The following is a 26,480-nucleotide window of genomic DNA, read 5'->3' as shown; positions in this document are numbered from 1 at the left end:
GCCCCCTTTTATTTTCCCACACAAAAATCTTTGAATATCCTATCAAGCAGATCGTCTGTATAATCTGTCCCAAGTAGCTTATCAATACTGCCCAAAGCCTCTTTAACTTTTTGAGCAACTATATCCAGAGGCAGCTTTTTTTTGAATGCTTCTATTGAATCTGATAATTCTTTTCTACAACTTGCGAGGTATTCATATTGCCTTTGGGTGGTTATGTACCCATCGGTTTGTTGAATAAGATCCTTCACAGATTTTATTATTTCTTCCTCTAAACGCTGTATACCTTCCTTTTTTAAAGCTGAGATGGTCAATACATGTGTGTTAGTTCCCAAGATTTTTTTTAGTTCTTCTCGATCTATTAAATCTGTTGCATCGATTTTATTTATAACAACTATGTACTTCTTTTCTTTTATAAGGCTCAGTATTTTTTTGTCGTTTTCGTCTACCGGTGTGGTTGCATCAAGGACAAAAAGGATTAAATTCCCTTCATCAGCAGCTTTTATAGCCCTTTCGACACCTATTTTTTCGACTTCATCATGAGAATGTCTTATACCAGCAGTGTCAATCAAAGTGAAGGAAATTCCATTTATCATCAACGGAACTTCTATTAAGTCTCTCGTTGTTCCGGGTATGTCTGTTACTATAGCCCGTTCCTCTTTTACTAAAGTGTTCAGCAAGGTAGATTTTCCAACATTCGGTTTTCCAATAATTACTACTTTAATACCGGATGATAAAATAAGTCTGTTCTGAGCGTTTTTGAGAATTTCCTCAATTTGCAAAATAGCATCGTTTAGTTCCTTTTCTATCAAATAGGGATCTGTCAGGATTTCGTCTGGGTAATCAAACTCTACCTCTATTTTTGCAAGTGTTCCAAGCAATGTTTCTCTCAATTTATGAACAATTTCGGATAGCCTTCCTGCAAGATTTGCGGCAACAAGTTTAACTGTTTTGCGTGAAGAAGCTTCTATAATTTGCTTTACAGCCTCTGCTTTTGTCAAATCAATTTTTCCATTAAGAAAAGCTCTTCTCGTAAATTCACCCGGTTCAGCAGGCCTTGCACCGTGAGAAATTAGAGTATCAAGAATAGATTGGGTTACAGCTATTCCGCCGTGGCACATTATTTCAATCATATCTTCTCCGGTATATGAGTTTGGCGATTTATAGAAAATCACCATTACTTCGTCGAGTATTGTTCCATCAGAGTCTTTAACATAGTTGTGAAAAGCTTTTCTTGGTTCAATTTTTGTTTTCCTAAGCAAGACATTCTGACATATTTGCCAAGATTTGCTGCCACTCATTCTAATTACTGATATAGCACCAGTTCCTATTGGTGTTGAGATTGCAACTATTGTGTCCGGCAAATATTTTACCCTCCCAAGTACTCTTTCACTATTTTATTAACCAGTTTTCCATCAGCTTTTCCCTTCACTTGTGGCATTATCAATTTCATAGCTGTGCCCAGGTCCTTCGGATTCGAAAGATTGTTTTGCCGGATGATTTTCATGACTAATTGTCTTATTTCGTCTTCACTCATTTGTTCTGGTAGATACGAATTGATAATATCTAATTCTTCCTGCTCTTCTGATACAAGATCATTCCTTCCAGCTTGTTTGTACATATCAATTGACTCTATTCTCTTTTTGGCTTCTTTGATCATAATTTGAACAATTTCTTCGTCGGTGGCCTGTGCCATCTTTTCTACTTCAAAGTTCTTGATAGCAGACATAAGTAATCTCACAGTTCTGATTTTTGCTTCGTTTCTGTTCTTCATAGCATCTTTCAAGTCGAAAGCTAACCTTTCTTTTAGAGTCATTTTACCAGCCTCCTGTTTTTTCAGTCCTGATAATTTTTATACACTCGTTGTATAATAATTACAGATGAATAAAGTGTGAACTACCTCCGCTTTTAGAAACGAAGGCTTCCTGCTTCATCGACCAGACTTGCCTTGCGGTAGAGGTCCAGTCTCCACAGGCGTCAATTCGGGCTGTTCCATCCCTACTAATTGGTTATATAAATCTAATCCATACTCTCTCAAGTTTATTGCAGCGTTTTCATCTCTATCGTGAGTTGTTCCACATTTAGGGCATGTCCAGACGCGGTCTTTCAATTCAAGTTCTTTGTTAATGTATCCGCATATACTACATGTTTTTGAAGAAGGAAAAAATTGACCTGCTTCTATTACTTTTACATCATACATGTCTGCTTTATATTTTAGAAAACTTATAAACTTTGACCATGAATTATCAAGGATGTGTTTGGCAAGTTTTGTTCTTGTCAGTCCTTTAATATTTAATCCTTCAACCACCACGACTTGGTTATCGTCTATGATGGTCTTTGACAATTTATGAAGAAAATCTTCTCTTGCGTTTCTTATATATTCATGCTTTTTGGCAAGCACTATTCTTGCTTTTTCATAGTTTTTCGAATTCCGTTGTTTTCTTGATAACTGCCTTTGTAATCTTTTTAGTCGTTTTTCGTTTTTAATAAGGTATTTTGGATATTCAATCTTCACAATTCCTGTATCAGTTGCGATTGTAGCAAAGCTTATAATTCCAACGTCTATTCCACATATTAGATTTTTCTTGTTATTGTTGTAATCTTGCTTTGGTTCTTCTTCAACAAGCACGCTAACATAATACTTCCCTGTTTTTGTTTTTGAAATTGTTACTGACTTTATAGTTCCTTCAAATGTTCTGTGCTGTTTCATTCTTATTAGTGTTTTTAGTTTTGGTATTTTCAGATACTCGGCAATAAGCATTACTGTTCCGTTTTGGTTGTTTGTAGTAAAAGATTGTTTGTCTTTTTTCTTTTTGAATTTCGGTATTCCAAACATTTTTCTATTTTTGAAGTGATTTCTGAATGCTTGCTCTTGTTGTAACTGTACATTAGCAAGTGCAAGACTATCTACTTCCCTTAGAAAAGGAAATTCCTCTTTATATTTGGCAGGAGTTATTCTTGGAAGTCTTTCACCGCGTTCCAAAGCTTGCAATTTTTCTTCAAGTATTTTATTCCAAACAAATCTACAGCTGCCAAAGGTTTTTTCAAAAAATTCTCTTTGTTCCTTTGTCGGATAAATTCTGTACTTATAGGCTCTGAGCACTCTTAGCACCTTGACTTTCGATGTATTTTCTAATTATCTCAATTGGTACTCCAGCTGTCGATATCAAACAATAGCTTCTGGACCAAAAATTTCCTTTCCAAAGCTTTTTTCTAATTTCTGGAAATTCTTTCTTTATAAGTCTTGATGAAGCACTTTTGTAGGCGTTTATGAATTTTGAAAGTTGCGTTGTTGGAGTAGCTTTAAATAAGACGTGTACGTGGTCTCTGTCATGATTCCATTCCAACAGTGTTATGTTATAGCTCGGTTGGATATACTCAAATATTTCTTTGAGTCTTTTAGAAATTTGGTCAGTAATCACATCACGTCTATATTTTATTACCAGCACAAGATGATAATGTAAAAGAAATACTGAATGTTTATTAGTATCTAACTTCATAATCGTCACCTATATCATTATATACCGAAACTGATTTTTGTCAATACTTTTTCTCCAACAATTCATCTCCATCTTCTATAAGATGGAGACTTCTTGTCGGATTTCTTGTTAAAGTAGAAGTAGGACAATTTGATGTACAGGCTATTATAAATCCCAACATTCGAAGAGCAGAGTATCAGAATGGTGTGATGAAAGACTTTGACAGTATAAAGGAATACGTAAAGATAAGAGATAACTATCAATGTCATTATAAAGATTTAAGATCTGATATACAATGTTCAGAAAAACTAACAGCAGACCATATAATACCGCGTAGTAAAGGCGGGACAGATAATCCAACCAATTTAGTCTGTTGTTGTGAGACTCATAATATGGCAAAGGGGAATATGTCGTATGAAGAGTTTACAGGGAAAAAGTTACCGAAAATAAGAGATTTTCGGTCAACAGTTTTTATGAATGTTTTAAGAGATTATCTTGTGCCTAAATTACAAAAAATAGCGTATACATTTGGGTTATATACTAAAAGGACAAGAAGAGAGTGGGGGTTAGAGAAATCGCATATTAATGATGCTATTGCTATTACAGGGATAAGGCCAAAGAAGCAAGATGATGTGTGGTATTATTGTGAAGCAAGTTAGGAAAAAGAAACGCAGCTTGCACGAAGAGATTCCTCGTAAAGGTAGAAGTCAACCTAATAGAGAAGCAAAAAGAAACAGTAAGAACACAAAAGAAATAGTAACAAGAAAAAAGAAATGGTGTTTATGGGACAAGGTGTATATACCAGAACTACAAATAGCAGGGTTTATAAGCGGTTTTACAGGAAAGTGGGTATATGTGCAGAATATTTATGGTGAGTATCTGCAAGTTTCAGGCAAATACAAACAGATAAATTCAGAAAAACTCAATCTGATATGTAGAAACAATAGCTATATTTGTCAGCAATTCATCTCCATCTTCTATAAGATGGAGACTTCTTGCTAAATTTTTGTTAAAGAGGAGGTGAAACAATGAATGAACAGACGAAATTGGTGCTCAAATATGCCCTTGCACGCGAGATAGAAGGCAGAAATTTTTATAAAGACTGGCTTTCCAAATTAAGCAATTCTCAATTGAAGGACATATTCAAACAACTTGCAGAGATGGAACAGGCGCACGCCGAGTATATAGAATCTCTTTTAAAAGATGAAATTGATGCAGGATTATCTTTTCAAGGTTCACAATATTTTGAAAATAGAAAACTTCAGGAGATAGGAGAAAAAGATGAGTTTCTGACAGATCTGTCTGTTTTAAGAATGGCATATCTGATAGAACATGATTTTGCAAATTTTTACGAGAATGCTGCTAAAAAAACAGATGATTTGAAGGTGAAGGATTCGCTTATTTCTCTTGCTAACTGGGAAAAGGAACATAGAGATATGCTCAGAGAACTTTATGATGAATCAATGAAACAGTTCTGGGATGATCAGGGCTTTGTGCCTCTTTTTTAGATCAGTCTAAAACCTGAATTACCCTTAAATTTTTTTCTTTCGATATATCTACGACAGAACCATCTTGTAATCGAACAACAGGCTGAGTGATATGATCTTTTGTGTTTGCAACAACGACTGCTTTTTCGCTGCTGTTTAATAAAACTGTTGTTCCGATGGGATAAAGTCCCAGAATTGATATGAAGGCAGACAAAACTTTCTTATCAAGCTTTCCCATAGAGGCCATTCTTATTAACTCAGATATGGCTTTGTATGGTGACCATGGTGCTTTGTAAGATCTGTTTGAGATTAGAGCATCGTATATATCTGCAATGGCAATAATTCTGGCTGGCAGTGATATATTATCTGACTTAAGCCCTCTCAGATAACCCGTCCCATCAAGTTTTTCGTGATGATCTTTTACGCCACTCAGGACAAATTCATCTTCCACTTTGGACAATTTACATATTCTTTCTCCAAATTCAACGTGTCGCTTTACGACCTCGAATTCATTTTGGGTAAGTCTTCTCGGAGCATACAGGATGTCTTTGGGTACCATTATTTTTCCTACATCGTGGATAATGGCTGAAAAAGTCAGTCTTGCTATGTCACTTATCTTAAGTCCCATCTCCATTGCTACAAGAGATGAAATTATTCCAACGTGGACTTCATGAACATAAGTGTATTCTTCGTCATTTTCCTGAATAAGAAAAATCAAAGATATCTTGTCAGAAAAATTCTTCACCACGTTGTTCACAATTTCCTGTGAAAGATTTTCAATATTTTTTTTGTTTATGGTCATTTTTTCGCCTGCGGTTTTGAAAATATCTTTGATATCCTCTTTAATTTTATCTATTTTCTGTGATTCTATTACAGGTGGAATTGCTGGTGGTATCTTGACCCACAGGTATCTTACATTCGATTTTTTGAGGATTTCAATTTTTTCTGAATCGAGCATTTCCCCCATTTTGATTACCGGTGGCTGCTCCTTAGAAAGTTTTATAGTTTCCATACATATATCTCCGGGAAGCAAAGAATCTACCACTTTCCAGATAAGCTGACCTTCAGTTTGAGTCATAGCTCTTTCATCAACCTTTCTTCTCCATGTGGAATTATACAGGTCCAGTGCCATCTGTTTTCACAAATCTCTCGCCATAGATTTTGAACATGATTGTATTCAACAGATTCGATTTTTTCGAATAACCTTTCAATCGGTAGTGGTTCACTTCTTGATATGAGAAATTCGAGTACATAAGCAAACACACTCGGAACACTTTCTGTGATCATTTGAAGTTTTCCAATTAACCTCTTTTTGCCGTATTCAAAATAATGTTTTTCTATTGTGGCCCTTTTCAATATGGTGTTTATTTCCTGTACATATCTTGGAAACTTTTCAGTACTTGTAGATGCATAGATACCTATTAAAGAAGATTCTTTCCAGAAATTGCCAACTGTGTCAATTTCATAAACCAATCCAAGCTTTTCTCTTATCGTGTTGAATAATAAAGAGCTCATTCCACTTCCCAATAGAGTATTGAGAACGAGAAGGGCAGGATATCTCTTATCTTCAAGACCTATTTCGATTGGAGTTCCTGTAATCATGTGTACCTGAGTTATGTTCGATCTGGCTTCATAAGCATTGGAAGGATTGCTGAAATTCACTTTCAGGTTGTTTTCAGAAACGGGTTTATCATTTCTCAGGATATTCGCAATTGTTTTTAAGAGATCATCAGTTACCTTGCCCACGACAATAACCTTGATACTACCGTAGTGTTTCTGATGAAATTTTTTCAGCACATCGGCGTCGATTTTTTTCACCGTTTCTTCGTATCCACTGATCGGCCTGGAATAAGGTTCTTTTAATATACTCTCAGCAAACAGATCATGAACGCGAGTTAAATGATCTTCGTTATAGGATTTTATTTCCTCTATGACCACAGATTTCTCCAGATTTACCGCCTCTTCTTCGATGAGAGGGCTAAAGACAAGTTCTCCGAGTATGTCCACAGCTTTTTCAAAATGAAAGTATGGAACTCTGGCATAGTACACTGTGAAATCTTTTGTGGTGAACGCGTTTAAACTACCTCCGAAAACTTCCAGTTCATATTTCAGCGAGAACTCATCGTATCTTTTCGTACCTTTAAATACTATATGTTCCAGAAGGTGTGCGCAGCCTGCATATTCTTTGTCTTCAGATGTTGAACCTGCCGGAACAATGAATGCAATTGATACAGTTTCAACACCGTTTACCGGTACAATGTAGATCTTATTTGAATTTGTTTTTTTTATCTCAATTTGCATGCATAATCCTCCCTGTTTTACACAAAAAGCCAGCAAAATGCTGGCATTTGTTGGTTAAAGATTCTCTCTTAATTATCGTTTTTTCTATGTCTCTTGAATGAACGCTTCTCGCCATGCTTATGATCCGGAGAATCGGAAAATTCCTCGAGTTGAAGTCTTCCAAGATTATCTATGTTGCTAACTTTGACACGCATTGTTTCTCCTATTTTTACAGTTTTCAAGTCTGTTATAAGTTTGCTCTGGTGCAACAGTCCCACTTTTCCGGGAGATATTTCCACAAAAACACCAAAAGGTTCAATACGTGTCACTTTTCCACTAAATACGTCGCCAACGGAGATTTCTTTTAATATAGAATTAATCTGCTCAATAGCAGCATCTACTTTTTCCTCGTTGCCGCCGATCACACTTACTTTACCTGTGAGATCGTCAACCGAGATTTTAACATCATAGTCTTTTATCAGGGCTTTTATGATTTTTCCTCCCGGGCCAATTATCTCAGCCACTTTTGATGGATCTATTGATATTACTTTTATTACAGGGGCATACTTGGATAAAGTGTCTCTTGGTTTGGAAATCGTTTCGTAAAGTTTTTCAAGTACATATAATCTCGCTTCCTTAGCTTGATTTAAAGCTCTTTCAAGTAGATCGGCAGAAACTCCAGATACTTTGCAATCCATCTGAAATGCTGTTATACCATCGCGAGTACCTGCAACTTTGAAGTCCATATCTCCCCAGTGGTCTTCTGCGCCGAGAATGTCCGTCAAAACTATCTGCGAATCTTTTTCGAGTATCAACCCCATAGCTACACCGGCTACGTGTTTGCTAATTGGTACGCCGGCGTCCATAAGGGCGAGAGAACCAGAACACACTGTTGCCATCGAAGAAGAGCCATTGGATTCGAGAATCTCCGAAACAATACGAATTGTGTATGGAAATCTGTCTTCATCAGGTAATACAAATTTTAAAGCCCTTTCCGCCAGATGTCCGTGCCCAATTTCACGCCTGCTTGGTCCTCTAAGCGGTTTTACTTCACCTGTGGAGAAGGGAGGAAAATTATAATGGAGCATGAATCTTTTTGTTCCCTCTTCGAGTAGAGAATCTATTATCTGTTCATCCATTGGTGCCCCAAGAGTAACTATACCGAGACTCTGTGTCTCGCCTCTGGTAAACAACGCGGAGCCGTGAACTCGCGGAAGCAGGCCTGTTTCACAGGTTATTGGTCTTATATCTTTCGGTTTCCTCATATCCAGTCGAGTGCCTTCTTCCACTATGATTCTTCTCATTTTATACTTCAGTGCTTCTTCATATTTGTCTTTCAACAAAACTGACAATTCTTCGATTTTTTCAGTTCCATATCTGGCCTCTAAGATTTCATAGATTTTTTTGAAATACTCACTCAGAGCGTTGCTTCTTGCTTTTTTCCCTTGGATTAAAAGTCTTTCTCTCAATTCGTTGCCATCAAGCAATTGCGAAAATTCTTTTTCAATTTCTTCTGGCAAAGTTTTTTCCGCAATCTGTGCTTTTTCAATATTGAAATAGGAAAGAATTTCTTTCTCGAAATCAATGATTTGCTTGATAGCATCGTGTGCTTTGAGAAGAGCCTGAAGCATCTGAGACTCGCTGACTTCTTTTGCTTCACCTTCAACCATTGTTATGGTGTCTTCAGTACCAGCAACAACTATATCAAGCAGACTTTTTTGAAGCTGATCTTCAGTTGGAAACAGTACTATTTTTCCATCAACCAATCCCACTCTCACTGCCGCGACGATTCCATTGAATGGTATGTCTGATATGTTCAAAGCGAGCGAAGCAGCAAAAACACCAACTATATCCGGTGTGTTAACCGAGTCTGTCGATATAACTGTCACAACCACCTGAACTTCATTGCGCAGGTGTTTTGGGAAAAGAGGTCTTATTGGCCTGTCGATAGTTCTTGCCGAGAGTATAGCCATTTCGCTTGGTTTTCCTTCTCTTTTTATGAATCCTCCCGGTATTTTACCTGCGGCGTAAAATCTCTCCTGAAATTCAACAGTCAAAGGGACAAAATCGATCCCTTCTACTGCGGAATCAGACATGACAGCAGTTGCAAGGACTGTCGTATCGCCAATTCTGGCAACAACAGCACCATTGGCCTGTTTGGCCACTTTTCCATGTTCAACAATAAATTCTCTTCCAAGTATTTCGCGTTTCCAAGTTTTCAAATTAATCACCTCAACTTTTGCTTTGAAGAAACCAAAAGCGGGCAGATGCCCGCCTTTTATAAATTTTAACTTGTTAACCTCTAAGATTTAGTTTTTCAATCAGGGATTTATAGGACTCGGGATTTGATTTTCTCAAATATCTAAGGAGCTTTCTACGCCTTCCAACCATTTTCATTAGACCACGCCGAGAGTGAAAATCTTTTGGGTGGGCTTTTAAATGCTCAGTAAGGTGTCTTATTCTTGCCGTTAAAATAGCTACCTGTACCTCTGCAGATCCCGTGTCTTTCTCGTTGATTCTAAACTGTTCGATGATTTTCTTCTTCTCCTCTTGATTCATTAACTGCACCTCCATAGTCGAAGTCCACCAACCCAGGCAGGGTTCAGTCCCATGTCCAAGTTGGGGCTGGAGCGGGCGACGGGATTCGAACCCGCGACCCTCAGCTTGGGAAGCTGATGCTCTACCGCTGAGCTACACCCGCACAAAACATTTATACCACAGTTTCCGGGTACATGAACTTATCACAACAAAAATTAAACACACAGTCCATCTGATGAAACAATCTCAACAATTTTCTGTGCGTTGGCATTATCGAGAATGAAATTATAAAATCGATAAGCCTGTACATCCATTTGCCCTGTTTTGTCAAGAAAATAGTTTTTAACCTTTGCCCTAAGCTGTTCTTTTTCTTCTCTGCTCATCAGTGCTACTGATTGGACAATCTCAAAAATCCTTTTGTCTTCCCGACAAGCTCTTACAATCTCTTGAAGAACATCTTCCATTTCCTCAAGATTGTTTCTGAGTCACAAAGACTTTGAAGGACATTCCTGTTCGTGTTTCATTGTCGATTAACGCTTCGATGAATCCAGGAACCATGTAAATGTCTTTCCCACCCTCGTTCAAAAATCTTCTCGCTACAGCGATAGCTTTCACAGCCTGGTTAACAGCCCCCGCACCAATCGCTTGAATTTCGACTTTGTCTGCTTTTGAAAGGGCACCAGCAATAGCACCAGCTACTTTGTTTGGATTTGACCCTGAGCTCACCTTCAAAATCTCCATTCTACCAATCCTCCTTGGATTAAAGGATGTGCGCAATTATTTTACCACAATTTCATGGTATTTCAACCGCACGTAAATATTTTGTTGCCTCTTCTGGGGGCATCGGGTTTATATAAAATCCTGATCCCCACTCGAATCCAGCAACTTTCGTCAGGCGTGGCACGATTTCTAAATGCCAGTGATAATAATTCTTTCCTTCCCCTGTGTTTGGAGCCGTGTGAAGCATGAAATTGTAAGGTGGGTTGTCAAGGGCGCCGTATATTTTGTAGAGAGTGTTCTTGAGTATCTGCGAAAACGACTTAACCTCCTTGTCAAGGATGTTTCTGAAATCGTGTGAATGCCTTTTAGGTATAATCCATGTCTCGCATGGAAATCTTGCAGCAAAAGGCTCTATCGAAACGAAATCTTCATTTTCTTCAACTATTCTTTCTTGAAGCTGAAGTTCCTGATCTATTATGTCGCAAAAAACACATCTCTCTTTGTAAGAAAAATATTCCTGAGAACCGCTGAGTTCTTCTTGGACTCTTTTGGGGATTGTTGGAATTGCTATTAATTGACTGTGAGGGTGCTGAAGAGATGCGCCTGCATCACTACCGTGGTTTTTGAAAATCAGGACATACTGTATTTTTGAATCTTTCATTATCGTTTCAAATCTCTGCTTGTAAGCCCATATAACCTCTTCCACCTGTTTGTAATCCATCAATGCAAGGTGAGTGTTGTGATCTGGTGTCTCGATAATTACTTCATGGTAACCAAAGCCATCCATTGCGTCAAACATACCTACTCCATATTTTCTGGGCGTCAGGTCAGGGTTCACGGCGCCAAATTTATTGGGTACCACTCTTACCCACCAGCCAGGTGTATTTGGCGCGGTGTCGGCAGGTCTGAATGCAATTATCTCCGGCGGGGTAGTATGCTCGTTTCCGTAGTCAAATGGGCAAAAACCTGCTTTTTCTTCTACTTTCGGTTTGACAAAATCATGTGGCCGCTTTGCCCTCTCGGTAGCTATTATCACCCATCTTTTTATGACCGGATCTTTTCTGAACTCAGGCATTCTTTCTCCTCCTCAGAATTGCTTTTTCCGTAAAGCTTCCTGGTAAATCTTTAGATACTGCTTTGCCGACCTGTCCCAGGAAACATCTGTTTTCATTGCGTTTTTAACTACTTTACCCCAGTGATCTTTTTCTTTCTTGTAAAAATATACTGCTTTTGCTACAGTTTCAAGTAAATGTGCCGTGTCATATTCTCTAAAACCGAATCCATTACCGTCTCTTGTTTTTGGATCGTACTCCTTTACTGAATCAGCAAGTCCACCGGTATAACGAACTATTGGCACTGTACCATATCTCAAACTGTACATCTGACCCAATCCACATGGTTCGTATCTTGATGGCATCAGGAACATATCGCTTGCCGCGTAAATTTTCTGTGCCAAATCTACATCGAATTTCATGTTGCTGGAAATTTTCTGCGGGTATTTTTTCTCAATATTTTTAAAGAATTCTTCGTATTTCTTATCTCCTGTTCCAAGTACGACAAACTGTATGTCGAACATCATCATGTAATCGACAATTTTTTCTATAAGATCAAGACCTTTTTGATCAACAAGTCTGTTTATCATACCTATGAGGGGTACATCGTCCCTCACCTGCAGATTTAGTTCCTTCTGCAGTTCGGATTTATTCATTTTTTTCTTTTCAATATGGTCTATATCGTAATTAACATATATTCTTTTATCAGTTGCTGGATTGTATTCTGAATAATCGATTCCATTCAGAATACCATACAGGTCTTCTGCTCTTAGTCTGAGAACACCATCGAGTTTTTCGCCAAATTGTTCTGTCTGGATTTCCTGAGCATAGGTTGGGCTCACAGTTGTTACTATGTCGCTGAATAATATACCGCCTTTTAGGAAATTTATTTGACCGTAAAATTCCAAACCGTCTATGTTGAATAAATAGGCGGGTAAACCTGCGAATTTCATGTAACCTGGATTAAACACACCCTGATAACCAAGATTATGGATGGTGAAAACTGTAGCTGTTCTATTAAAAAACGGATCTGTCCTATATAAAGTTTTTAAATAAACCGGGACCAGGCCAGTTTGCCAGTCGTGGGCATGTACTATGTCGAATGTTTCTGAAAGGTATTTCATGGCTTCAATTGCTGCATTTGAGAAAAAAATAGACTGCTCCGCCAAATCAGGTCCTTCATATACATTATCTGCGGAGAAATAATAATCGTTCGATATAAAATAAACTGAAACATTTGTGGCCGGTACAGTTGATTTGTACAAATCGAATTTTTCTTTGGTTTGAAGATTCGGCAAAGAGATTGCCCTGGCCACTTCTTTTATCTCCAGGCCAAGTTTTTCACAGTTTTTTGAGACAATTTTATGGAAGGGCATAAAAACAGTAACTTTTACCCCCTGTTTTTCTATAACTTTTGGTAAAGATCCGACAACATCGGCGAGTCCACCGACTTTAGCAAATGGGTATACCTCATAAGCAACCATAGCGACTCTCATGCTATCACCTCTTTTGAATTATACCATGGCTTTAAAAATCAATGATTCTTCATACCGAGGAACTCACTTAGAATATCTTCCAAACCAATTTTTATATATCCCTGATCGGATTGTAACCCAATCTCGACAAAAATTGGTAAAGGTATTTGATACGCTATGTGGGAATTAAAGACAGATCTAAACCATATTTTGTAACTGTTTTCTTTTGCGCTGAGAGTGTTTGAAAAGCCAGCTGAGAAATTTATGCTGTCAGTTGCGCAAAATCCATCTACCGTACCGATATTCAACAATGGTCCGGGAATTACCACATGTGCACCGTATTGGACAAATTCTTTAGCTGCCTGACCAAAAAGTTGAAGCAAAAAATCTTTTATCAGGAAAGCTTTTGAAAAACCAATTCGAAAATCCGGTAAAGCAGAGATCCAGAGAGCAAGATCTGGAAAACTTTGCTGATGCAATTTCCCGCCAACAGATCCTGTTGTGTAGATAACTTGCAGGTCTGGAGTCAAACTCAGTGTTTCATTGATCTCAATACCTGCTATCAAATCTACCTTTTCCGACACCGTGCTTTTATTTATTCGAAATGGTACATCCAGTTCTGTTCTTAAAGAAAATTGTTGATCTTTTTGATCGAACTGTATAGAAAATAAAGCATCCTTTCCAGAATTAAGCAAAAGTTTTGCAGCCCAGTTTTCCCACGACCAAATAAATCCAAAAATGGCGTAATTATCCATAAGATCGTCCCAAAAACCAGCGGCAACTCCTAATCCGTAATCTGTTCCTTCTAAGGATGGTGAAAAATAAGGAAATGGCAGAACAAATCTCGGTTTGATTGAATCATAGAAATATTGTTCTTCATCGAGGATAACAGATTTCAAAGGTTCTGGACTGAATTCCTTAAAAGACAAATGAATTTCGTGATCTAAAACTTTATCCTGTCTGAAGAGAGAAAAACCTCCCGGTACAGCTTTAAAATAATAGATTTTGTCATAGAGAATCAGGGAGGATATGGCATCTGTTGCAGAAATTTCCAGCAGTTTCCCATTTTCTATATCAAGCAAATATGGTGTAAATTTTCCCGAATAATCTGCACAAAAATAAAGTGAATTAGAGATAAGTTTTGGCGATACCTCTGTAAATATATTGTTTGTCAGATTCATTATGTGCGCTTCTTTATCAATCATGAATAAATCCACCTGATTTTGTGTTTTTGCAGTAAAGATAATTTTATCTTCTGATGCAGTTATCTGGAGGGGTATTAAGTTTTCTTTTGGCTCGAGGATCTTTCTTGTTTCTCTGTTTCTCAAATCATATACTTCTATAGTTCTCTGACCATTTTGCTGCCTGATCATTGCAAGTTCAAAATCATTCATCCAGGCTATATCAACAATGCCAGTTATTTGAAGGTCTTTCACGCTTCCGGAATAAAGATACAATTTTGAGATTGATGATCCATTTTCATTTGCATACCTTGCTATGGCAATCAATCGAGTTCTGTTAACTGCAAATGATATTACGTTATCAACGTCTATTAATTTGACATTTTCTTCAGCAAAGGTGTCGTAATAATAAATTGCCTCCTCACCATTGTATTTCCTGGCTGCATAGTAAATTCTCCACGCATTTAGATCAAGTTTGCTTATTGAAAGAAGCGTTTCTGATAGTTTTTCGCCCTTTGTGGAATAATTCTTTATAGAAAGCCAATCTTTTATTTCTCTGTCTGAAAGTACTGTTTTCAATGATCTGTAGAAACCGGATAATGGATTTTGAGAAATTTTCTCGAAGAGTTTCATTACCGCGTCATGACCGTGCTTAGTTTCAATATACTTCAGTAATGACAATCCCTGAACATAGCTTGGGCCACCTGCAAGCCATCTACGTGAATTTATGGACGAAGCATACCTTACTCCCACGTCACTGCTTTTTGCAACATCCATGTAGTTTTCGAAAAGTGTATCACTGGCACGCCCAGTACCTGTTATATAGGTTTCAAAATACGTTGCGAGTCCTTCATGTAAATACATAGGAATAAGAATTGATTGCAGAGATGCTGGAACAGCATGCCCAAAAATTTTCAGAGGCGAAAAGTAATCTGCAAAGTTATTTGAAATAAAAAGATGTGCCAGTTCGTGGGTGAAGCAAAATGTGACCCAGTTCTTGTAGTTCGGCGTTAAAATGTACGGGTCAATATCGTTGGGATAGATTACTATAACGTTATTCAATGGGTTTGCAAATCCGTTTGAAATATCAGTTTTGTCAATCAAATATACAGTGGGTCTTTTTGCAAGATGAAGGTTGAATTCTTCTGATAATTTACTGTAGATTTTATCGGCTTCCTGGGCAAGCAAAAATGCTTGTCTTTCAAGCCCTTCTTCAAAGGCGATATCAACCCACAGAGTTTTTATCATTTTGAATTTTCCCATTCCAATTGCTAAACTGCAAGCCATAAGTATCGCAAAAACAAATTTCTTCATTCAGCTTTTCTCCAGTTCTTTAAAAATATAATTCACCACAACTTCGATTGCTTTATCGTTATATCCACCCTTTGGCACTATTATATCTGCTTTCCGCTTGGTTGGCTCCACATGAGCATCGTGCATTGGTTTGACTGTTTCGAGATACTGATTTATCACCGATTCCATTGTTCTTCCTCTTTCTTTAACATCTCGCATGAGTCTGCGAATGAATCTTATGTCGCTTTCGGCATCAACATAGACCGACAAACCGTACAATCTGCTGATCTCTTCGTAATAAAGTGCAAAGATTCCTTCAACAATAATCACGTTTTTCGGGGAAAAATGTATCTGCTCTTTTTTTCTAACGTAGTTTACGAAGTCGTATGTCGGTATCTCAACTGAGTACCCTTTTAGAAGATTCTCAAGGTGTTCTTTCAGTAATTCATGTTCTATAACATTTGGATGATCGTAATTAATCTTTTTTCTCTCTTCAAAGGTTAAATGACTCATGTCTCTGTAGTAATTGTCCATTGGCAGAAGGGCGCATTTTTGCTGACCAACTTTTTTGATTATTTTGTTTGCAACGGTAGTTTTTCCAGAACCTGTTCCTCCACCAATACCTATCAGCAGCATTTTATACCTCCTGAGAATAATCATATCAGATTTCTATTTTTACATCTGTTTGATCCATATCTTAACAATTAAGTGTATAATATACTGGCTTTTGAAAAAAAGCACGTCTTCAGATCCCAAACCCCGGTGCCCTCTCTGCAGGGTCGGTGAGGGAGTTGAAGAAGACGGAAGATTTAACCAAAACTTCAGGAGGTGTTTTAATGCCGGTTATAACCATGAAACAGTTACTTGAAGCAGGGGTTCATTTTGGACACAGGACAAGAAGGTGGAACCCCAAAATGGCTCCTTATATTTATGGAGCCCGTAAAGGTATTTATATCATTGATCTTCAAAAAACTCTGAAGCTTGTGGAGGAAGCCTGTGATTTTGTGAAGTCCAAAGCAAGCGAAGGAGCAACAATGATTTTCGTTGGGACCAAAAAACAGGCTCAGCATGTTGTAAAAGAAGAAGCTGGAAAGTGCGGTGCTTTTTATGTTAACAACCGATGGCTTGGAGGTCTCATAACGAATTTCAAGACAATCAAACCGCGCATCGATAAGCTTATAGAGCTTGAGGAAATGGAGAAAAACGGTGAGCTTGCAAAATTGCCCAAAAAAGAGCAGAGCAGGCTCAGAAAAGCTTTAGAAAAGCTCAGAAAAAACCTCGGGGGCCTCAAAGCTATGGACAGAATACCAGACATAATTTACGTCATAGACCCGAGGAAAGAGAGAATAGCTGTTGCAGAGGCAAATAAAATGGGAATACCAGTTATAGGAGTAGTGGATACCAATTGTGACCCAGATCCTGTTGATTTCGTTATTCCGGCGAATGACGATGCCATCAGATCAATAAAATTGATCACCTCTAAAATAGCTGAAGCTTACCTCGAAGGCCGCGAAGGCGTGTCATTCACCGAGGAAACGCCTTCTGAACCAATTCAGTCTGATTCCAGTGAAGAAGAGGAAGGTTCGCTCGACATATCTGACCTGTTTGAAGATACAGATCTCAAAGAGGAGGAATAAATAAGGAGGCTTCTGCCTCCTTTTCATTAGATTATGAGGGTTTTTTTCAAAACCTACGGTTGCCAGATGAATCTCAATGATACTGAAACTATGGCAGGGATACTTTCTCAGCATGGTTATGAGGTAGTAAATTTGCCAGAAGAAGCAGACATTGTTATATTGAATACCTGCGTTGTTCGCCAAAAATCCCAGGAAAAATATCATTCTGCCCTTGGACAGTTTGTTAAGCTGAAAAAGTCTGGAAAGATAAAACTGATAGGGATTGCTGGTTGTGGTTCAAATCTGGAAGGGGAAGAATTAATAAAAAGCGGAGCAGATTTTGTCATTGGATCGCGATCAATTGGGAAAATTGCTGAGGTTCTTCAGAAGGCTGCCAGGGGAGAAAAAATTGTCTATCTCGAAGATGATATTTGTACCGTGGATTCTAAGACACCAAGAATGAGGTTTTCCAAACATCATGCGTGGATAACTATTATTCACGGATGTAACAGATTCTGTACGTATTGCATCGTACCTTATACGAGAGGCAGAGAAAAGAGCAGACCATTACCGGATGTTCTGTTAGAGGTTGAAAAACTTGCGAAGAACGGTGTGAAGGAAATAACATTTCTTGGACAAAATGTAGATGCGTACGGGAAAGATTTAAAAGATGGGACAAATCTGGCTTCACTTATCGAACAGGCAGGCAAATTTGAGCAGATAAAAAGAATATGGTTTCTCACATCTTATCCAACTGATATTACTGATAAATTAATAGAAACTGTTGCTGAAGACCCCAAAGCCGCAAAATCATTCCACATTCCGGTTCAATCCGGGAGTAATAGGATTTTGCGATTGATGAATCGCAGATACGACAGGGACCAATTTCTTCAGTTAGTGGAAAAAATAAGAAGCAAGATACCCCATGCCTCTATAAGTAGCGACATCATAGTTGGTTTTCCAACCGAAACTGAATATGATTATATGCAAACAATGGATCTGGTCAGGAAAGCCCGTTTCGAGAGACTTAATCTTGCTGTGTATTCACCAAGACAGGGCACAGTAGCAAGCAAGTATTTCAAAGACGATGTACCGAGAGAAGAAAAGGTTCAAAGATTAAATAAATTACTTGAGTTGCAAAAACAGATCAACAGAGAACTCAATATGCAGTACCTCGGGAAAGTTGTTGAAATAATAGTTGAAGGAAAGACAAAAGAGGGTTTGTATTACGGCAGGGATATCAGAAATAAAGTGATCATTTTTTCTTCTCAGGAAGTTTCTGAAGGAGAAAATGTTTTGCTGAAGATTGATAAGATAACAGCAGGTCCTCTGTATGGAAAGTTGCAAAAAAAATGCGGGCTCTAAAGCCCGCCAAAGCCGTGGGGGGTGTATCTCAAGGGGGATAGGGGGGTTTCTTCATTTTCTAATTAAATTGTATCCACTTCAAGTTAAAAATACTATCACTTTAAGTTCCTATGTAACAACGTTTCTGTTAACAAAATACTAAGACAAAAATAGTCTAATTTTTTTCTCTCATAGACGCTTATGTTGACTAAAAGGTTCAAGAAACCATATACCCAGTTTTATTTTTGATCTAGAAAATTGTTTATTACATCTTCGAGATCCGGTTTACCAATTTCCTGCAGTTCATACCTGACTCTTACCGCAGGTTTATTGAGTTTCATAACTCGTCTCAAATCTATTGGTGTACCAATTATAACCAGATCTGCGTTCGATGAGTTGATAGTCTCTTCCAGTTCTTTTATCTGTTTTTCCCCATATCCCATGGCTGGTAGTATCAGGTCAAGATGATTGTATTTTTTATAAGTTTCTACTATAGATCCAACTGCAAAAGGTCTTGGGTCAATTATTTCAGAAGCTCCAAATTTTTTTGCCGCTACAAATCCTGCACCGTACTTCATCTCGCCATGTGTTAGAGTAGGCCCGTCTTCTACCACAAGCACTTTCTTTCCTTTTATTACTTTGTAGTTTTCAACAAAAATTGGTGAACTCGCATCAACAACTATTGCATCTGGGTTCCATTTTTCTATATTTTTCCTGACGATTTCAATGCCTTCCATTGATGCTGTCTCTTCTTTATTTATAACTACAACATCTGCCATGAGAAGATTGGTCATGCCGGGGTAATAACTTGTTTCATGACCAGGCCTGTGAGGGTCTACCACAACTATTAACAAATCTGGTTTGTAGAAGGGAAAATCGTTATTTCCTCCATCCCACAAAATCACGTCCGGATTTTCTGCTTCAGCGCTTTTTAAAATAGCTTCATAATCAACACCGGCGTAGATGACTGAATTCCTATCGATGTGTGGTTCATATTCTTCTCTTTCTTCAATTGTACATTTATGTTTATCGAGATCTTCATAAGTTGCAAAGCGTTGCACTTTCTGCTCTACCAGGTTTCCATAAGGCATAGGATGCCTTATCGAAATTACTTTAAGGCCTTTTTCTCTCAGTATATCGAGAACCCTCCTGGTGGTCTGGCTCTTTCCACATCCTGTTCTTATTGCGCATATTGCTATAACAGGTTTGCTTGATTTTATCATTGTGTGCTTTGGCCCCATTAATTTAAAATCTGCACCAGCTGAAGTCACAATTGCGGCTTTTTCCATAACGTACTGATGTGGCAGGTCGCTATAAGCGAGTATCACTTCATCAACATCATGACTTTTGATTATTTCTGTCAGCTTTGATTCTGGCTCAATTGGGATACCATTTGGATAGAGTTTTCCGGCAAGTTCTGAAGGATAAACTCTTCCTTCAATATCTGGAATCTGTGTCGCTGTAAAGGCAACCACTTCATATTCTTCGTTGTCTCTGAAGTATGTGTTGAAGTTGTGAAAATCTCTACCTGCAGCACCCATAATGATGACTTTTTTCCGCACAATACTCACCTCCGAGGTCTTTGATGTAATTCCTCCTGGTAGTATACCAATCATGGGATAATTGTGTCATTTCCAAAATATCACCTGAAAGTTTCGATAACGATGATTAGGTAAAAAAAGTACCTGCAAGGCTCAAGTATGCTCACGTATGCTCGAGTATGCTGCCTTTGCTTTTCGTGAACTGTTTATCTTATTTTTCGATATTTTTTGTTCTGTAAAAACCAGCTAACAAAGAACAGCACACTGATTAAAACTAATGGAGTACATATGATCAGGTAAGTGAGGAATGATTGCCCGCGGGCAACAGTCAGGTAAATTGCAGGAAAAATTATAAACAAAATACCCCCTATCCACTCCCATTTCCATGAGATGATCAGTGCAACGAGCAGGATCGCGGTGGGTATAAGATGGATCAGGAATGCCAGAATCGATTCTGATACGGTAACTTTTTCGCTGAATGCGTCAAAAGCAAATAGGCTTATAAACAGAATATATGCAATACATAGAACTCTCGGTATCCAAAATAGAAGCCTGTTTTTGTTCATTTCAACCACCTCTAAATTCATTATACTCCTGAGCATTGATGCAATTTTTGATATAACCATCTTTTAGATGAAAAAAAGATCTGATATCATAACGTTTGTTTGAAATCGGGAGGTGTTTAAATTGAAAACTATAGGCATAATTGGTTTTGGCGCGAGTGCTATAGGTTTCGTTCAAGGATTAATCGATAGTGGAAAAATCGATAAATACAGGATAACAATTTTTGAAAGAGGCAGAGATCATATGCATAACACCATTTCTGGTGTTAGAATGGACGGAAAAATATTTATCTCAAGAAATATGGGAGGAGATCTACACATTCCAGCGGATATTCAAGCAAAGATAGTGGAATTCTATCTTTTGCATTCAGGGTTCAAACCATCTATGAACGACAGAAGAAATATAATCCAGTACCTCCGTTCTTTCGAGAAAGATGGGAAAAAAATCGAATTTGGCGAGTCATTTTCAAATGAAGAGGTGTATCGAAATTTCTACCATTATGGATTTGAACCAGTAAAAGCCTATTTCTTTCATCTGGGTACAGATGTACTAAAACAGACAAATACAAGTATATACAGTTATTTTTCATCGTTCAAAAACATAGATTTCTCTTTCAACACAATCGTTCAGGATGTTCAAATTGGCTCACCGTTCAAGGTTATGACAAACCATGGGGAATACTTTTTTGATGAACTTGTAATAGCTGTTGGAAGAAGTGGACATAGTTTAATGGAACGTATAAAAAAGCAATATCCCGATCTTGTGAGTGAAAACTATTATGTTGATATAGGTGTGAGATATGAGTTGCCGGATCATGTAATGGAAAGGTATTCGGATATGTATGAAGTTAAAGTCAGGTATAAAACAAGGACAGGATACATGTGCAGGTTATTTTGTCAGAATCCATCAGGTAGGGTTACTCTCGAGAAGTATGAGGATTTTACCACTGTAAATGGCTTTTCAGATACTTACCAGAAAACGGAAAACACTAATTTCGCGGTTCTGGTAACAACCAGGTTCACAGAACCTTTTAAAGATCCAACCGGATATGGGAAGAATCTCGCAAAGCTTGCAAACATACTCGCCGGAGATGATAGAAAAGTCTTACTTCAGACCTATGGCGATTTTAAAGAACACAGAAGAACAAAAAGACTCTCCAGAGTGTACCCCACTCTTGATGAAAATAGCTTTATTCTTGGAGATGCAAACCTTGTTTTTCCATCGAAGATAAGAGAATCTATAATAGATTTTATCGAGAACCTCAACAGAGTTATTGATGGCGTTGCCTATTTTGATAATCTTCTATATGCTGTTGAGGTGAAATTTTATTCAAACAAATTCAATAACAATATAGTTGAGAATCTTCACGTAATAGGAGATTGTTCTGGCTGGACCAGGTCTATACAATATGCAACATCCATGGGATATATGCATGCATGCTCTAAAACCACTTCTTTTTCTTGAAATAAAATATCATTGTTATAACCATGCCTGCCATCAAGAAAAGAACGAATGGATATCCAAATTCCCATTCAAGCTCAGGCATATGGGCAAAATTCATTCCATATATGCCCACAATGAAAGTCAGTGGTATGAAAATGGTTGCTATGATAGTCAAAGTTTTCATAATTTCATTTGTTTTGTTACTTACACTTGATAAATAAACATCTAATATTCCAGATGATATATCTCTTAAACTTTCAATAATGTCGATAATTTGCACAGTGTGATCATAAACATCTCTAAAGTAGATGACAGAACTTTCCAGCACAAATTCACTTCTGAGAAGTTTTGCCAGCAGTTCTCTCAATGGCCAGATCGATTTTCTCATCGTTATGAGGTTCTTTTTCAACTGGTTTATTTTTTGAACAGTTTCCAGAGATGGTTTTGATACAACCTCTGATTCGAGTTCTTCCAGATTTTCATCCAGATGCTCAAGAATCAAGAAATAGTGATCAACTATAGCATCTATAATCGCATATACGAGGTATTCACTGCCGCTTTTTCTTATAATACCATTGGCTGCTTTTATCCTGCTTCTCAAAGAATCAAATACATCGCCAGATTTTTCCTGAAAAGTGAGAACGTAATTCTTTCCAAAAATTATGCTGACCTGCTCCGATTCAATCTCACAGGATTCCTGATTGTAAGTCAACATTTTTAAAACGATAAAATTGTATGTATCAAAGTGATCGATTTTAGGCCTTTGATGAATATTTAGAATATCTTCCAGACTCAGAGGATGTATACCGTAGTATTTGCCTATTTTCTGTATTGCTTCCGTATTATGCAAGCCAATGATATTTATCCAGCTTACTGTGGGAGAATCTTTAAATGAAAAGGACGCCTCTACATCAATTTCCTGAATTTCTCCGAAATTATTTTCATCATAATCAAGAATTGAGATTTCAAAATGATTCTTTTCTTTTCCAGTATATATGAGTGTCCCTGGTGGCAAACCAAGTTTTTTTGCATAATTTTTTGGCGTCATATTTAACATCTCCAATTTATTGGATAACAAATCCGACTCTGGTTAATTCTTCCTCAGGAGAAAAATCCGATATTGTATAAAACATCCCGGTTCTGTAATTTGAATCAACCCCGATTTTCTGCTGCCATTCATCAATTCCAGTAACATCATAAACTATGCCGTTTATCCCCACGAAAGATTTCATTAAATCTTTTGATATGACTTTCACTTTTGTTCCGTCAAAGCGCTTCAAATCTTCCCTGCTGAAAACAAGCAACCCTGCCGGGTAGATACGATTTAACATATCTTCATGCCCGGGTCTTTGCAAAATTTCGAATGTCAACTCGCTGCCCATAGGATAACCGAAATGAACACCTTTTTGTACAGTTTTAGAATCAGCCATATCATACACAACACCAAAGGCAGAAACATAATTTTTCGTACCATCTTTCCCATATTTACCAAGTTGAGTATAAGTGAAAACAAGTATTCCAAATGGCCTCATTTGATCAAGTTTTACAGGTCCATGAGGAGATAATTTTAAGATCTCGTATGTTAACTCCTGACCAGCGCTGTGCATATTTCTGTGAGATCCATCTCGCCATAATTTGGAAGAAGATACATCGTAAACAACTCCGTTAACAGCTACCAGAGCAGTATTTTTCTTTCCATTGTAAAGAGCAAGCTCGTCAATTGTGATCACAAGAATGCCTGCAATTTTTTCTTTCGAAAGTAGATTCTGATCGACGTCGGCTTTTGTTCTAAATTTTTCTTCGGAAGGCATTTCATAAACAATACCTTCTACTGATGTATAATTTTTGTTCTTCATAAAGGTTTCAAGACTTATTAAAGGCAGTTTTCCATCAAACTCACGAATGTTAAAAGTTTTTAAATCAAAACTGAGGGAAATAGCAGAAATCACAGTGAGAGCTAACAAAAGTAGTTTTTTCATTGTTACACCTCCTGAAAAATGATATCATATTATTTTTTCATTTGCAAAGAACACATTTGTCATTTTTACTTCTGTATTTCCTGATCAGAGGATGATAAAATATTTTTGATCCGATCTGGGAGGAGGCAAGAAAATGGCACCTGTGAAAATCAGTATTATCGGGGCAGGAAGTGCGGTTTTTTCTATGAGGCTTGTTAACGATCTCTGTAAAACTTCTGGATTAGCAGGAAGTCTTGTTTCTCTAATGGACATCGACGAAAAGCGGCTTAACGCAGTTCATAATCTGGCAACAAGATATGTAAAAGAGCTCGGGGCTGATTTGAGATTTGAGAAAACCACGCAGCTCGAGGTTTCACTTAGAGATGCAGATTTTGTGATAAATACGGCTATGGTAGGGGGACATTCTTATCTCGAAAAAGCGCGCAGAATAGGTGAAAAGCACGGGTATTACAGAGGTATAGACACGCAGGAATTAAACATGGTTTCAGATTATTACACCCTGAGCAATTTTAACCAGCTTAAGTTTTTTGTCGATCTAGCAAAGTTGATGGAAAATATATGCCCGAATGCCTGGCTTTTGCAAACTGCAAATCCCGTTTTTGAGGGAACCAATTTAATCAAGCGCTGCTCTGATATTAAAGTAGTTGGCTTCTGTCATGGCCATTATGGAGTTCATGAAATAGTTGAGGCACTTGGACTTGACATCAAAAGAGTTGACTGGCAAGTAGTGGGTTTTAATCATGCTATCTGGCTCAACAGATTTTCGTACGATGGTGAAAATGGATATGATCTAATTGACAAATGGATCGAAGAAAACTCAAAAGACTGGAAGCCAAAAACACCGTTTGATCTTCAATTAAGTCCTGCTGCAATTGATATGTACAGATTTTATGGTTTGATGCCCATAGGAGATACTGTCAGAAACAGTACGTGGAAATATAATTACGATCTTCAATTGAAGAAAAAATGGTATGGAGAACCGTGGGGCGGAGCTGATTCAGAGATAGGATGGCAATGGTATCAGGAAAGATTGAAAATGATAACCGAGGCGATAGATTATCTATCTTCCAACAACGCTTTGAAGCTTTTGTCTTTGGAATCATATTTGAAATTTTTGCCGAAAGGCTCTGTACCCGAAGAATTGAAAGAAGAAATCAAGATTTTTACATCAAAAGACGCTCTGAGTGGCGAGCAGCATATACCTTTTATTGACGCAGTGGTGAATAACAACGCTCAGAGGTTTGTTATAAATATTCCGAATAAAGGTTATCTATCTCAGATACCTGACGGAGTTGTTGTGGAAGTACCCGCATTGGTTAATAAAAGTGGCTGGCATGTGGAAAAAATAGATCCTCCGTTGAATGAAAAGGTTGTAAAAATGTATTTGATACCAAGGATGCTCAGGATGGAATGGGCACTTGAAGCTATTATGAATGGTGATAAAGAGATTCTTGTAGAAATTCTTTTAAGAGATGTCAGAACACAATCTTACGAGCAGGCAGTGGAAGTTATAGAAGAGATCCTTTCTTTACCTGAAAACGAACCGATGAGAAATCACTATAGCAAGAAAAAGAGATTGTGATATACTTAGTTTTAGAACTTTTTGTGATTTTGAAGGGAGGAATTTGAATGAAAAAGCTGCTTGTGCTCTTGGCCGCTCTGGTTGCAGTGGTTGCGATGGCTCAGGTGAATCTTGATGTCTATGGTAATTATAATTTCCTGATCGCCGCAACCCCAGTTGAAGCAACCAGTACAAGTTACGTTTCTTTTGGTGCTCTTATAACTTATGAAGTGTCCGAAGGCGTAGAAATAGGTGGAGGGGCAGGACTTGCTTATTTTTTGCCTGACGCAACATCAGCCTCGGCTTTGCTCGGTGTAAACACGCAGTATGCACTTGATTTGATTGTTGGTGCAAAGTATATCTTACCGATCGACGACTTTTCATCTGTTGTAATCAAGGGCTATGGTGGATTATCGATACCAGGTATAACCGATTTCAATAACTTTGGTTATCTGGTTGGTATTGGTGCAGCTTACACGTATGATATGGTTGATTTCTCGATTGGAGCCGGCGCTGGTATAGAGATGAGAACCTACGGTTCAAACAACTGTACAGCGATACCTGTTGGAGCCAGTATAAGCATCAGGTTTTAAAAATATTGAAAGCCCCGCTTTAAGCGGGGCTTTATTATGGTCAGGTTTATGAAAACTAAGCTTACCCAACAACTTTCACATGGGCTGCCTGGGGACCTTTAGGACCATCTTGAATCTCAAACTCAACTTCCTGACCTTCCTTGAGGGTCTTAAAACCGTCCATTTCCAGTGCTGACCAGTGAACAAAGACGTCTCCACCCTCCTGCTTTGTAATGAAACCATACCCTTTCTTGGGGTCAAACCATTTTACAGTACCTTTCATGATACTACTCCTCCTCGTAAAAACGAAGTAACCCTTCACGGGCTTAAAAAATTATACGCTTTTGGAAGAAAAAAG

Annotated in this window: 28 protein-coding genes and 1 tRNA gene; 9 read left to right on the top strand and 20 right to left on the bottom strand. The window is 37.9% G+C overall.

Annotated elements, in window-relative coordinates:
* Nucleotides 1-8: 8 nt before the first annotated feature.
* From mnmE to tnpA, 4 genes are all read right to left on the bottom strand, one after another.
* The gene (mnmE, locus tag TLET_RS07225; RefSeq protein ID WP_012003442.1) at nt 9-1,361 is read right to left on the bottom strand and encodes a tRNA uridine-5-carboxymethylaminomethyl(34) synthesis GTPase MnmE; all 1,353 of its coding nucleotides are present in this window, start codon (nt 1,359-1,361) and stop codon (nt 9-11) included.
* A 5-nt stretch (nt 1,362-1,366) separates the two neighbouring features.
* Entirely contained in the window at nt 1,367-1,813 is a 447-nt protein-coding gene (locus TLET_RS07220) for a GatB/YqeY domain-containing protein (protein ID WP_012003441.1), read from the bottom strand.
* Nucleotides 1,814-1,927: 114 nt separating this feature from the next.
* A complete protein-coding gene (locus tag TLET_RS07215) occupies nt 1,928-3,100 on the bottom strand; it encodes an RNA-guided endonuclease TnpB family protein (RefSeq protein ID WP_012003440.1) in 1,173 nt (390 codons plus the stop codon).
* Nucleotides 3,084-3,497: an IS200/IS605 family transposase gene (gene tnpA / locus TLET_RS07210; protein ID WP_012003439.1), complete on the bottom strand. Its 414-nt coding sequence runs from the start codon at nt 3,495-3,497 to the stop codon at nt 3,084-3,086. Before tnpA ends, TLET_RS07215 begins: the two co-directional genes overlap by 17 nt.
* A 188-nt stretch (nt 3,498-3,685) precedes the next feature.
* On the opposite strand from tnpA, the gene TLET_RS07205 reads away from it, so the two are divergent.
* The 3 genes from TLET_RS07205 to TLET_RS07195 are packed head-to-tail and all read left to right on the top strand — an operon-like array spanning nt 3,686 to nt 4,984.
* Complete coding sequence (locus TLET_RS07205; protein ID WP_041426471.1) at nt 3,686-4,135, top strand: HNH endonuclease; 450 nt, start codon at nt 3,686-3,688, stop codon at nt 4,133-4,135.
* Nucleotides 4,122-4,478 carry a hypothetical protein gene (locus TLET_RS07200; RefSeq protein ID WP_028843890.1) on the top strand — a complete coding sequence of 119 codons (357 nt, stop codon included), beginning with the start codon at nt 4,122-4,124 and terminating at the stop codon, nt 4,476-4,478. The genes TLET_RS07205 and TLET_RS07200 overlap by 14 nt, the downstream gene beginning before the upstream one ends.
* A 26-nt stretch (nt 4,479-4,504) precedes the next feature.
* Nucleotides 4,505-4,984 carry a ferritin-like domain-containing protein gene (locus TLET_RS07195; RefSeq protein ID WP_012003438.1) on the top strand — a complete coding sequence of 160 codons (480 nt, stop codon included), beginning with the start codon at nt 4,505-4,507 and terminating at the stop codon, nt 4,982-4,984.
* 1 nt (nt 4,985) lies between these two features.
* Here the strand turns inward: TLET_RS07195 and TLET_RS07190 are convergent, their stop codons facing one another.
* From TLET_RS07190 to udk, 11 genes are all read right to left on the bottom strand, one after another.
* A complete protein-coding gene (locus TLET_RS07190; RefSeq protein WP_228369005.1) occupies nt 4,986-5,975 on the bottom strand; it encodes an HD-GYP domain-containing protein in 990 nt (329 codons plus the stop codon).
* A 62-nt stretch (nt 5,976-6,037) separates the two neighbouring features.
* Complete coding sequence (locus TLET_RS07185) at nt 6,038-7,264, bottom strand: M16 family metallopeptidase (protein ID WP_012003436.1); 1,227 nt, start codon at nt 7,262-7,264, stop codon at nt 6,038-6,040.
* Between the two features lie 68 nt (nt 7,265-7,332).
* Nucleotides 7,333-9,465 carry a polyribonucleotide nucleotidyltransferase gene (locus TLET_RS07180; RefSeq protein WP_012003435.1) on the bottom strand — a complete coding sequence of 711 codons (2,133 nt, stop codon included), beginning with the start codon at nt 9,463-9,465 and terminating at the stop codon, nt 7,333-7,335.
* A 73-nt stretch (nt 9,466-9,538) separates the two neighbouring features.
* Nucleotides 9,539-9,802, bottom strand: a complete 264-nt coding sequence (gene rpsO / locus TLET_RS07175) for a 30S ribosomal protein S15 (protein ID WP_012003434.1) — start codon at nt 9,800-9,802, stop codon at nt 9,539-9,541.
* 67 nt (nt 9,803-9,869) lie between these two features.
* Nucleotides 9,870-9,944: transfer RNA gene (locus tag TLET_RS07170), tRNA-Gly, on the bottom strand.
* A 52-nt stretch (nt 9,945-9,996) separates the two neighbouring features.
* A complete protein-coding gene (locus tag TLET_RS07165) occupies nt 9,997-10,245 on the bottom strand; it encodes a hypothetical protein (RefSeq protein WP_012003433.1) in 249 nt (82 codons plus the stop codon).
* Between the two features lie 4 nt (nt 10,246-10,249).
* Nucleotides 10,250-10,522 (bottom strand): stage V sporulation protein S, encoded by a 273-nt coding sequence (locus tag TLET_RS07160; protein WP_012003432.1) that lies wholly within the window; start codon nt 10,520-10,522, stop codon nt 10,250-10,252.
* Nucleotides 10,523-10,574: 52 nt separating this feature from the next.
* Nucleotides 10,575-11,576, bottom strand: coding sequence for a galactose-1-phosphate uridylyltransferase (galT, locus tag TLET_RS07155; protein WP_012003431.1), 1,002 nt, complete (start codon nt 11,574-11,576; stop codon nt 10,575-10,577).
* A 12-nt stretch (nt 11,577-11,588) separates the two neighbouring features.
* Complete coding sequence (locus TLET_RS07150) at nt 11,589-13,049, bottom strand: glycogen synthase (protein WP_012003430.1); 1,461 nt, start codon at nt 13,047-13,049, stop codon at nt 11,589-11,591.
* A gap of 38 nt (nt 13,050-13,087) precedes the next feature.
* Nucleotides 13,088-15,523 (bottom strand): gluzincin family metallopeptidase, encoded by a 2,436-nt coding sequence (locus TLET_RS07145; protein WP_012003429.1) that lies wholly within the window; start codon nt 15,521-15,523, stop codon nt 13,088-13,090.
* Nucleotides 15,524-16,138: a uridine kinase gene (gene udk / locus TLET_RS07140; protein WP_012003428.1), complete on the bottom strand. Its 615-nt coding sequence runs from the start codon at nt 16,136-16,138 to the stop codon at nt 15,524-15,526.
* A gap of 200 nt (nt 16,139-16,338) precedes the next feature.
* Here udk and rpsB point away from each other — a divergent pair, with 200 nt between their 5' ends.
* A complete protein-coding gene (rpsB, locus tag TLET_RS07135; protein WP_012003427.1) occupies nt 16,339-17,139 on the top strand; it encodes a 30S ribosomal protein S2 in 801 nt (266 codons plus the stop codon).
* A 33-nt stretch (nt 17,140-17,172) separates the two neighbouring features.
* Nucleotides 17,173-18,483, top strand: coding sequence for a tRNA (N6-isopentenyl adenosine(37)-C2)-methylthiotransferase MiaB (miaB, locus tag TLET_RS07130; protein WP_012003426.1), 1,311 nt, complete (start codon nt 17,173-17,175; stop codon nt 18,481-18,483).
* Nucleotides 18,484-18,701: 218 nt separating this feature from the next.
* On the opposite strand, the gene TLET_RS07125 is transcribed toward miaB, so the two are convergent.
* Both TLET_RS07125 and TLET_RS11170 read right to left on the bottom strand, forming a co-directional pair.
* Nucleotides 18,702-20,024, bottom strand: a complete 1,323-nt coding sequence (locus TLET_RS07125; RefSeq protein ID WP_012003425.1) for a cyclic 2,3-diphosphoglycerate synthase — start codon at nt 20,022-20,024, stop codon at nt 18,702-18,704.
* Between the two features lie 185 nt (nt 20,025-20,209).
* Complete coding sequence (locus tag TLET_RS11170; protein WP_456095375.1) at nt 20,210-20,512, bottom strand: DUF7670 domain-containing protein; 303 nt, start codon at nt 20,510-20,512, stop codon at nt 20,210-20,212.
* Here TLET_RS11170 and TLET_RS10960 point away from each other — a divergent pair.
* Both TLET_RS10960 and TLET_RS07115 read left to right on the top strand, forming a co-directional pair.
* The gene (locus TLET_RS10960; protein ID WP_028843895.1) at nt 20,421-20,636 is read left to right on the top strand and encodes a hypothetical protein; all 216 of its coding nucleotides are present in this window, start codon (nt 20,421-20,423) and stop codon (nt 20,634-20,636) included. The two genes, TLET_RS11170 and TLET_RS10960, sit on opposite strands and share 92 nt — an antisense overlap.
* A 54-nt stretch (nt 20,637-20,690) precedes the next feature.
* Complete coding sequence (locus tag TLET_RS07115) at nt 20,691-22,031, top strand: NAD(P)/FAD-dependent oxidoreductase (protein ID WP_012003423.1); 1,341 nt, start codon at nt 20,691-20,693, stop codon at nt 22,029-22,031.
* Here TLET_RS07115 and corA read toward each other — a convergent pair.
* On the bottom strand, nt 22,009-23,058 hold the full coding sequence (gene corA / locus TLET_RS07110) for a magnesium/cobalt transporter CorA (protein WP_012003422.1): 1,050 nt from the start codon (nt 23,056-23,058) through the stop codon (nt 22,009-22,011). The genes TLET_RS07115 and corA overlap by 23 nt on opposite strands.
* Nucleotides 23,059-23,074: 16 nt before the next feature.
* On the bottom strand, nt 23,075-23,989 hold the full coding sequence (locus TLET_RS10955; protein ID WP_012003421.1) for a cytochrome b5-like heme/steroid binding domain-containing protein: 915 nt from the start codon (nt 23,987-23,989) through the stop codon (nt 23,075-23,077).
* Between the two features lie 133 nt (nt 23,990-24,122).
* On the opposite strand from TLET_RS10955, the gene aglA reads away from it, so the two are divergent.
* Nucleotides 24,123-25,571 (top strand): alpha-glucosidase AglA, encoded by a 1,449-nt coding sequence (aglA, locus tag TLET_RS07100; RefSeq protein WP_012003420.1) that lies wholly within the window; start codon nt 24,123-24,125, stop codon nt 25,569-25,571.
* A gap of 47 nt (nt 25,572-25,618) precedes the next feature.
* Nucleotides 25,619-26,143 (top strand): hypothetical protein, encoded by a 525-nt coding sequence (locus tag TLET_RS07095; protein WP_012003419.1) that lies wholly within the window; start codon nt 25,619-25,621, stop codon nt 26,141-26,143.
* A 61-nt stretch (nt 26,144-26,204) separates the two neighbouring features.
* On the opposite strand, the gene TLET_RS07090 is transcribed toward TLET_RS07095, so the two are convergent.
* Nucleotides 26,205-26,405: a cold shock domain-containing protein gene (locus tag TLET_RS07090; RefSeq protein ID WP_012003418.1), complete on the bottom strand. Its 201-nt coding sequence runs from the start codon at nt 26,403-26,405 to the stop codon at nt 26,205-26,207.
* Nucleotides 26,406-26,480: the final 75 nt, after the last annotated feature.

This window comes from Pseudothermotoga lettingae TMO (assembly GCF_000017865.1).
In the GTDB taxonomy this organism is placed as follows: Bacteria; Thermotogota; Thermotogae; order Thermotogales; family DSM-5069; genus Pseudothermotoga_B; species Pseudothermotoga_B elfii.
This window is presented reverse-complemented; position numbering and strand designations above follow the sequence as displayed.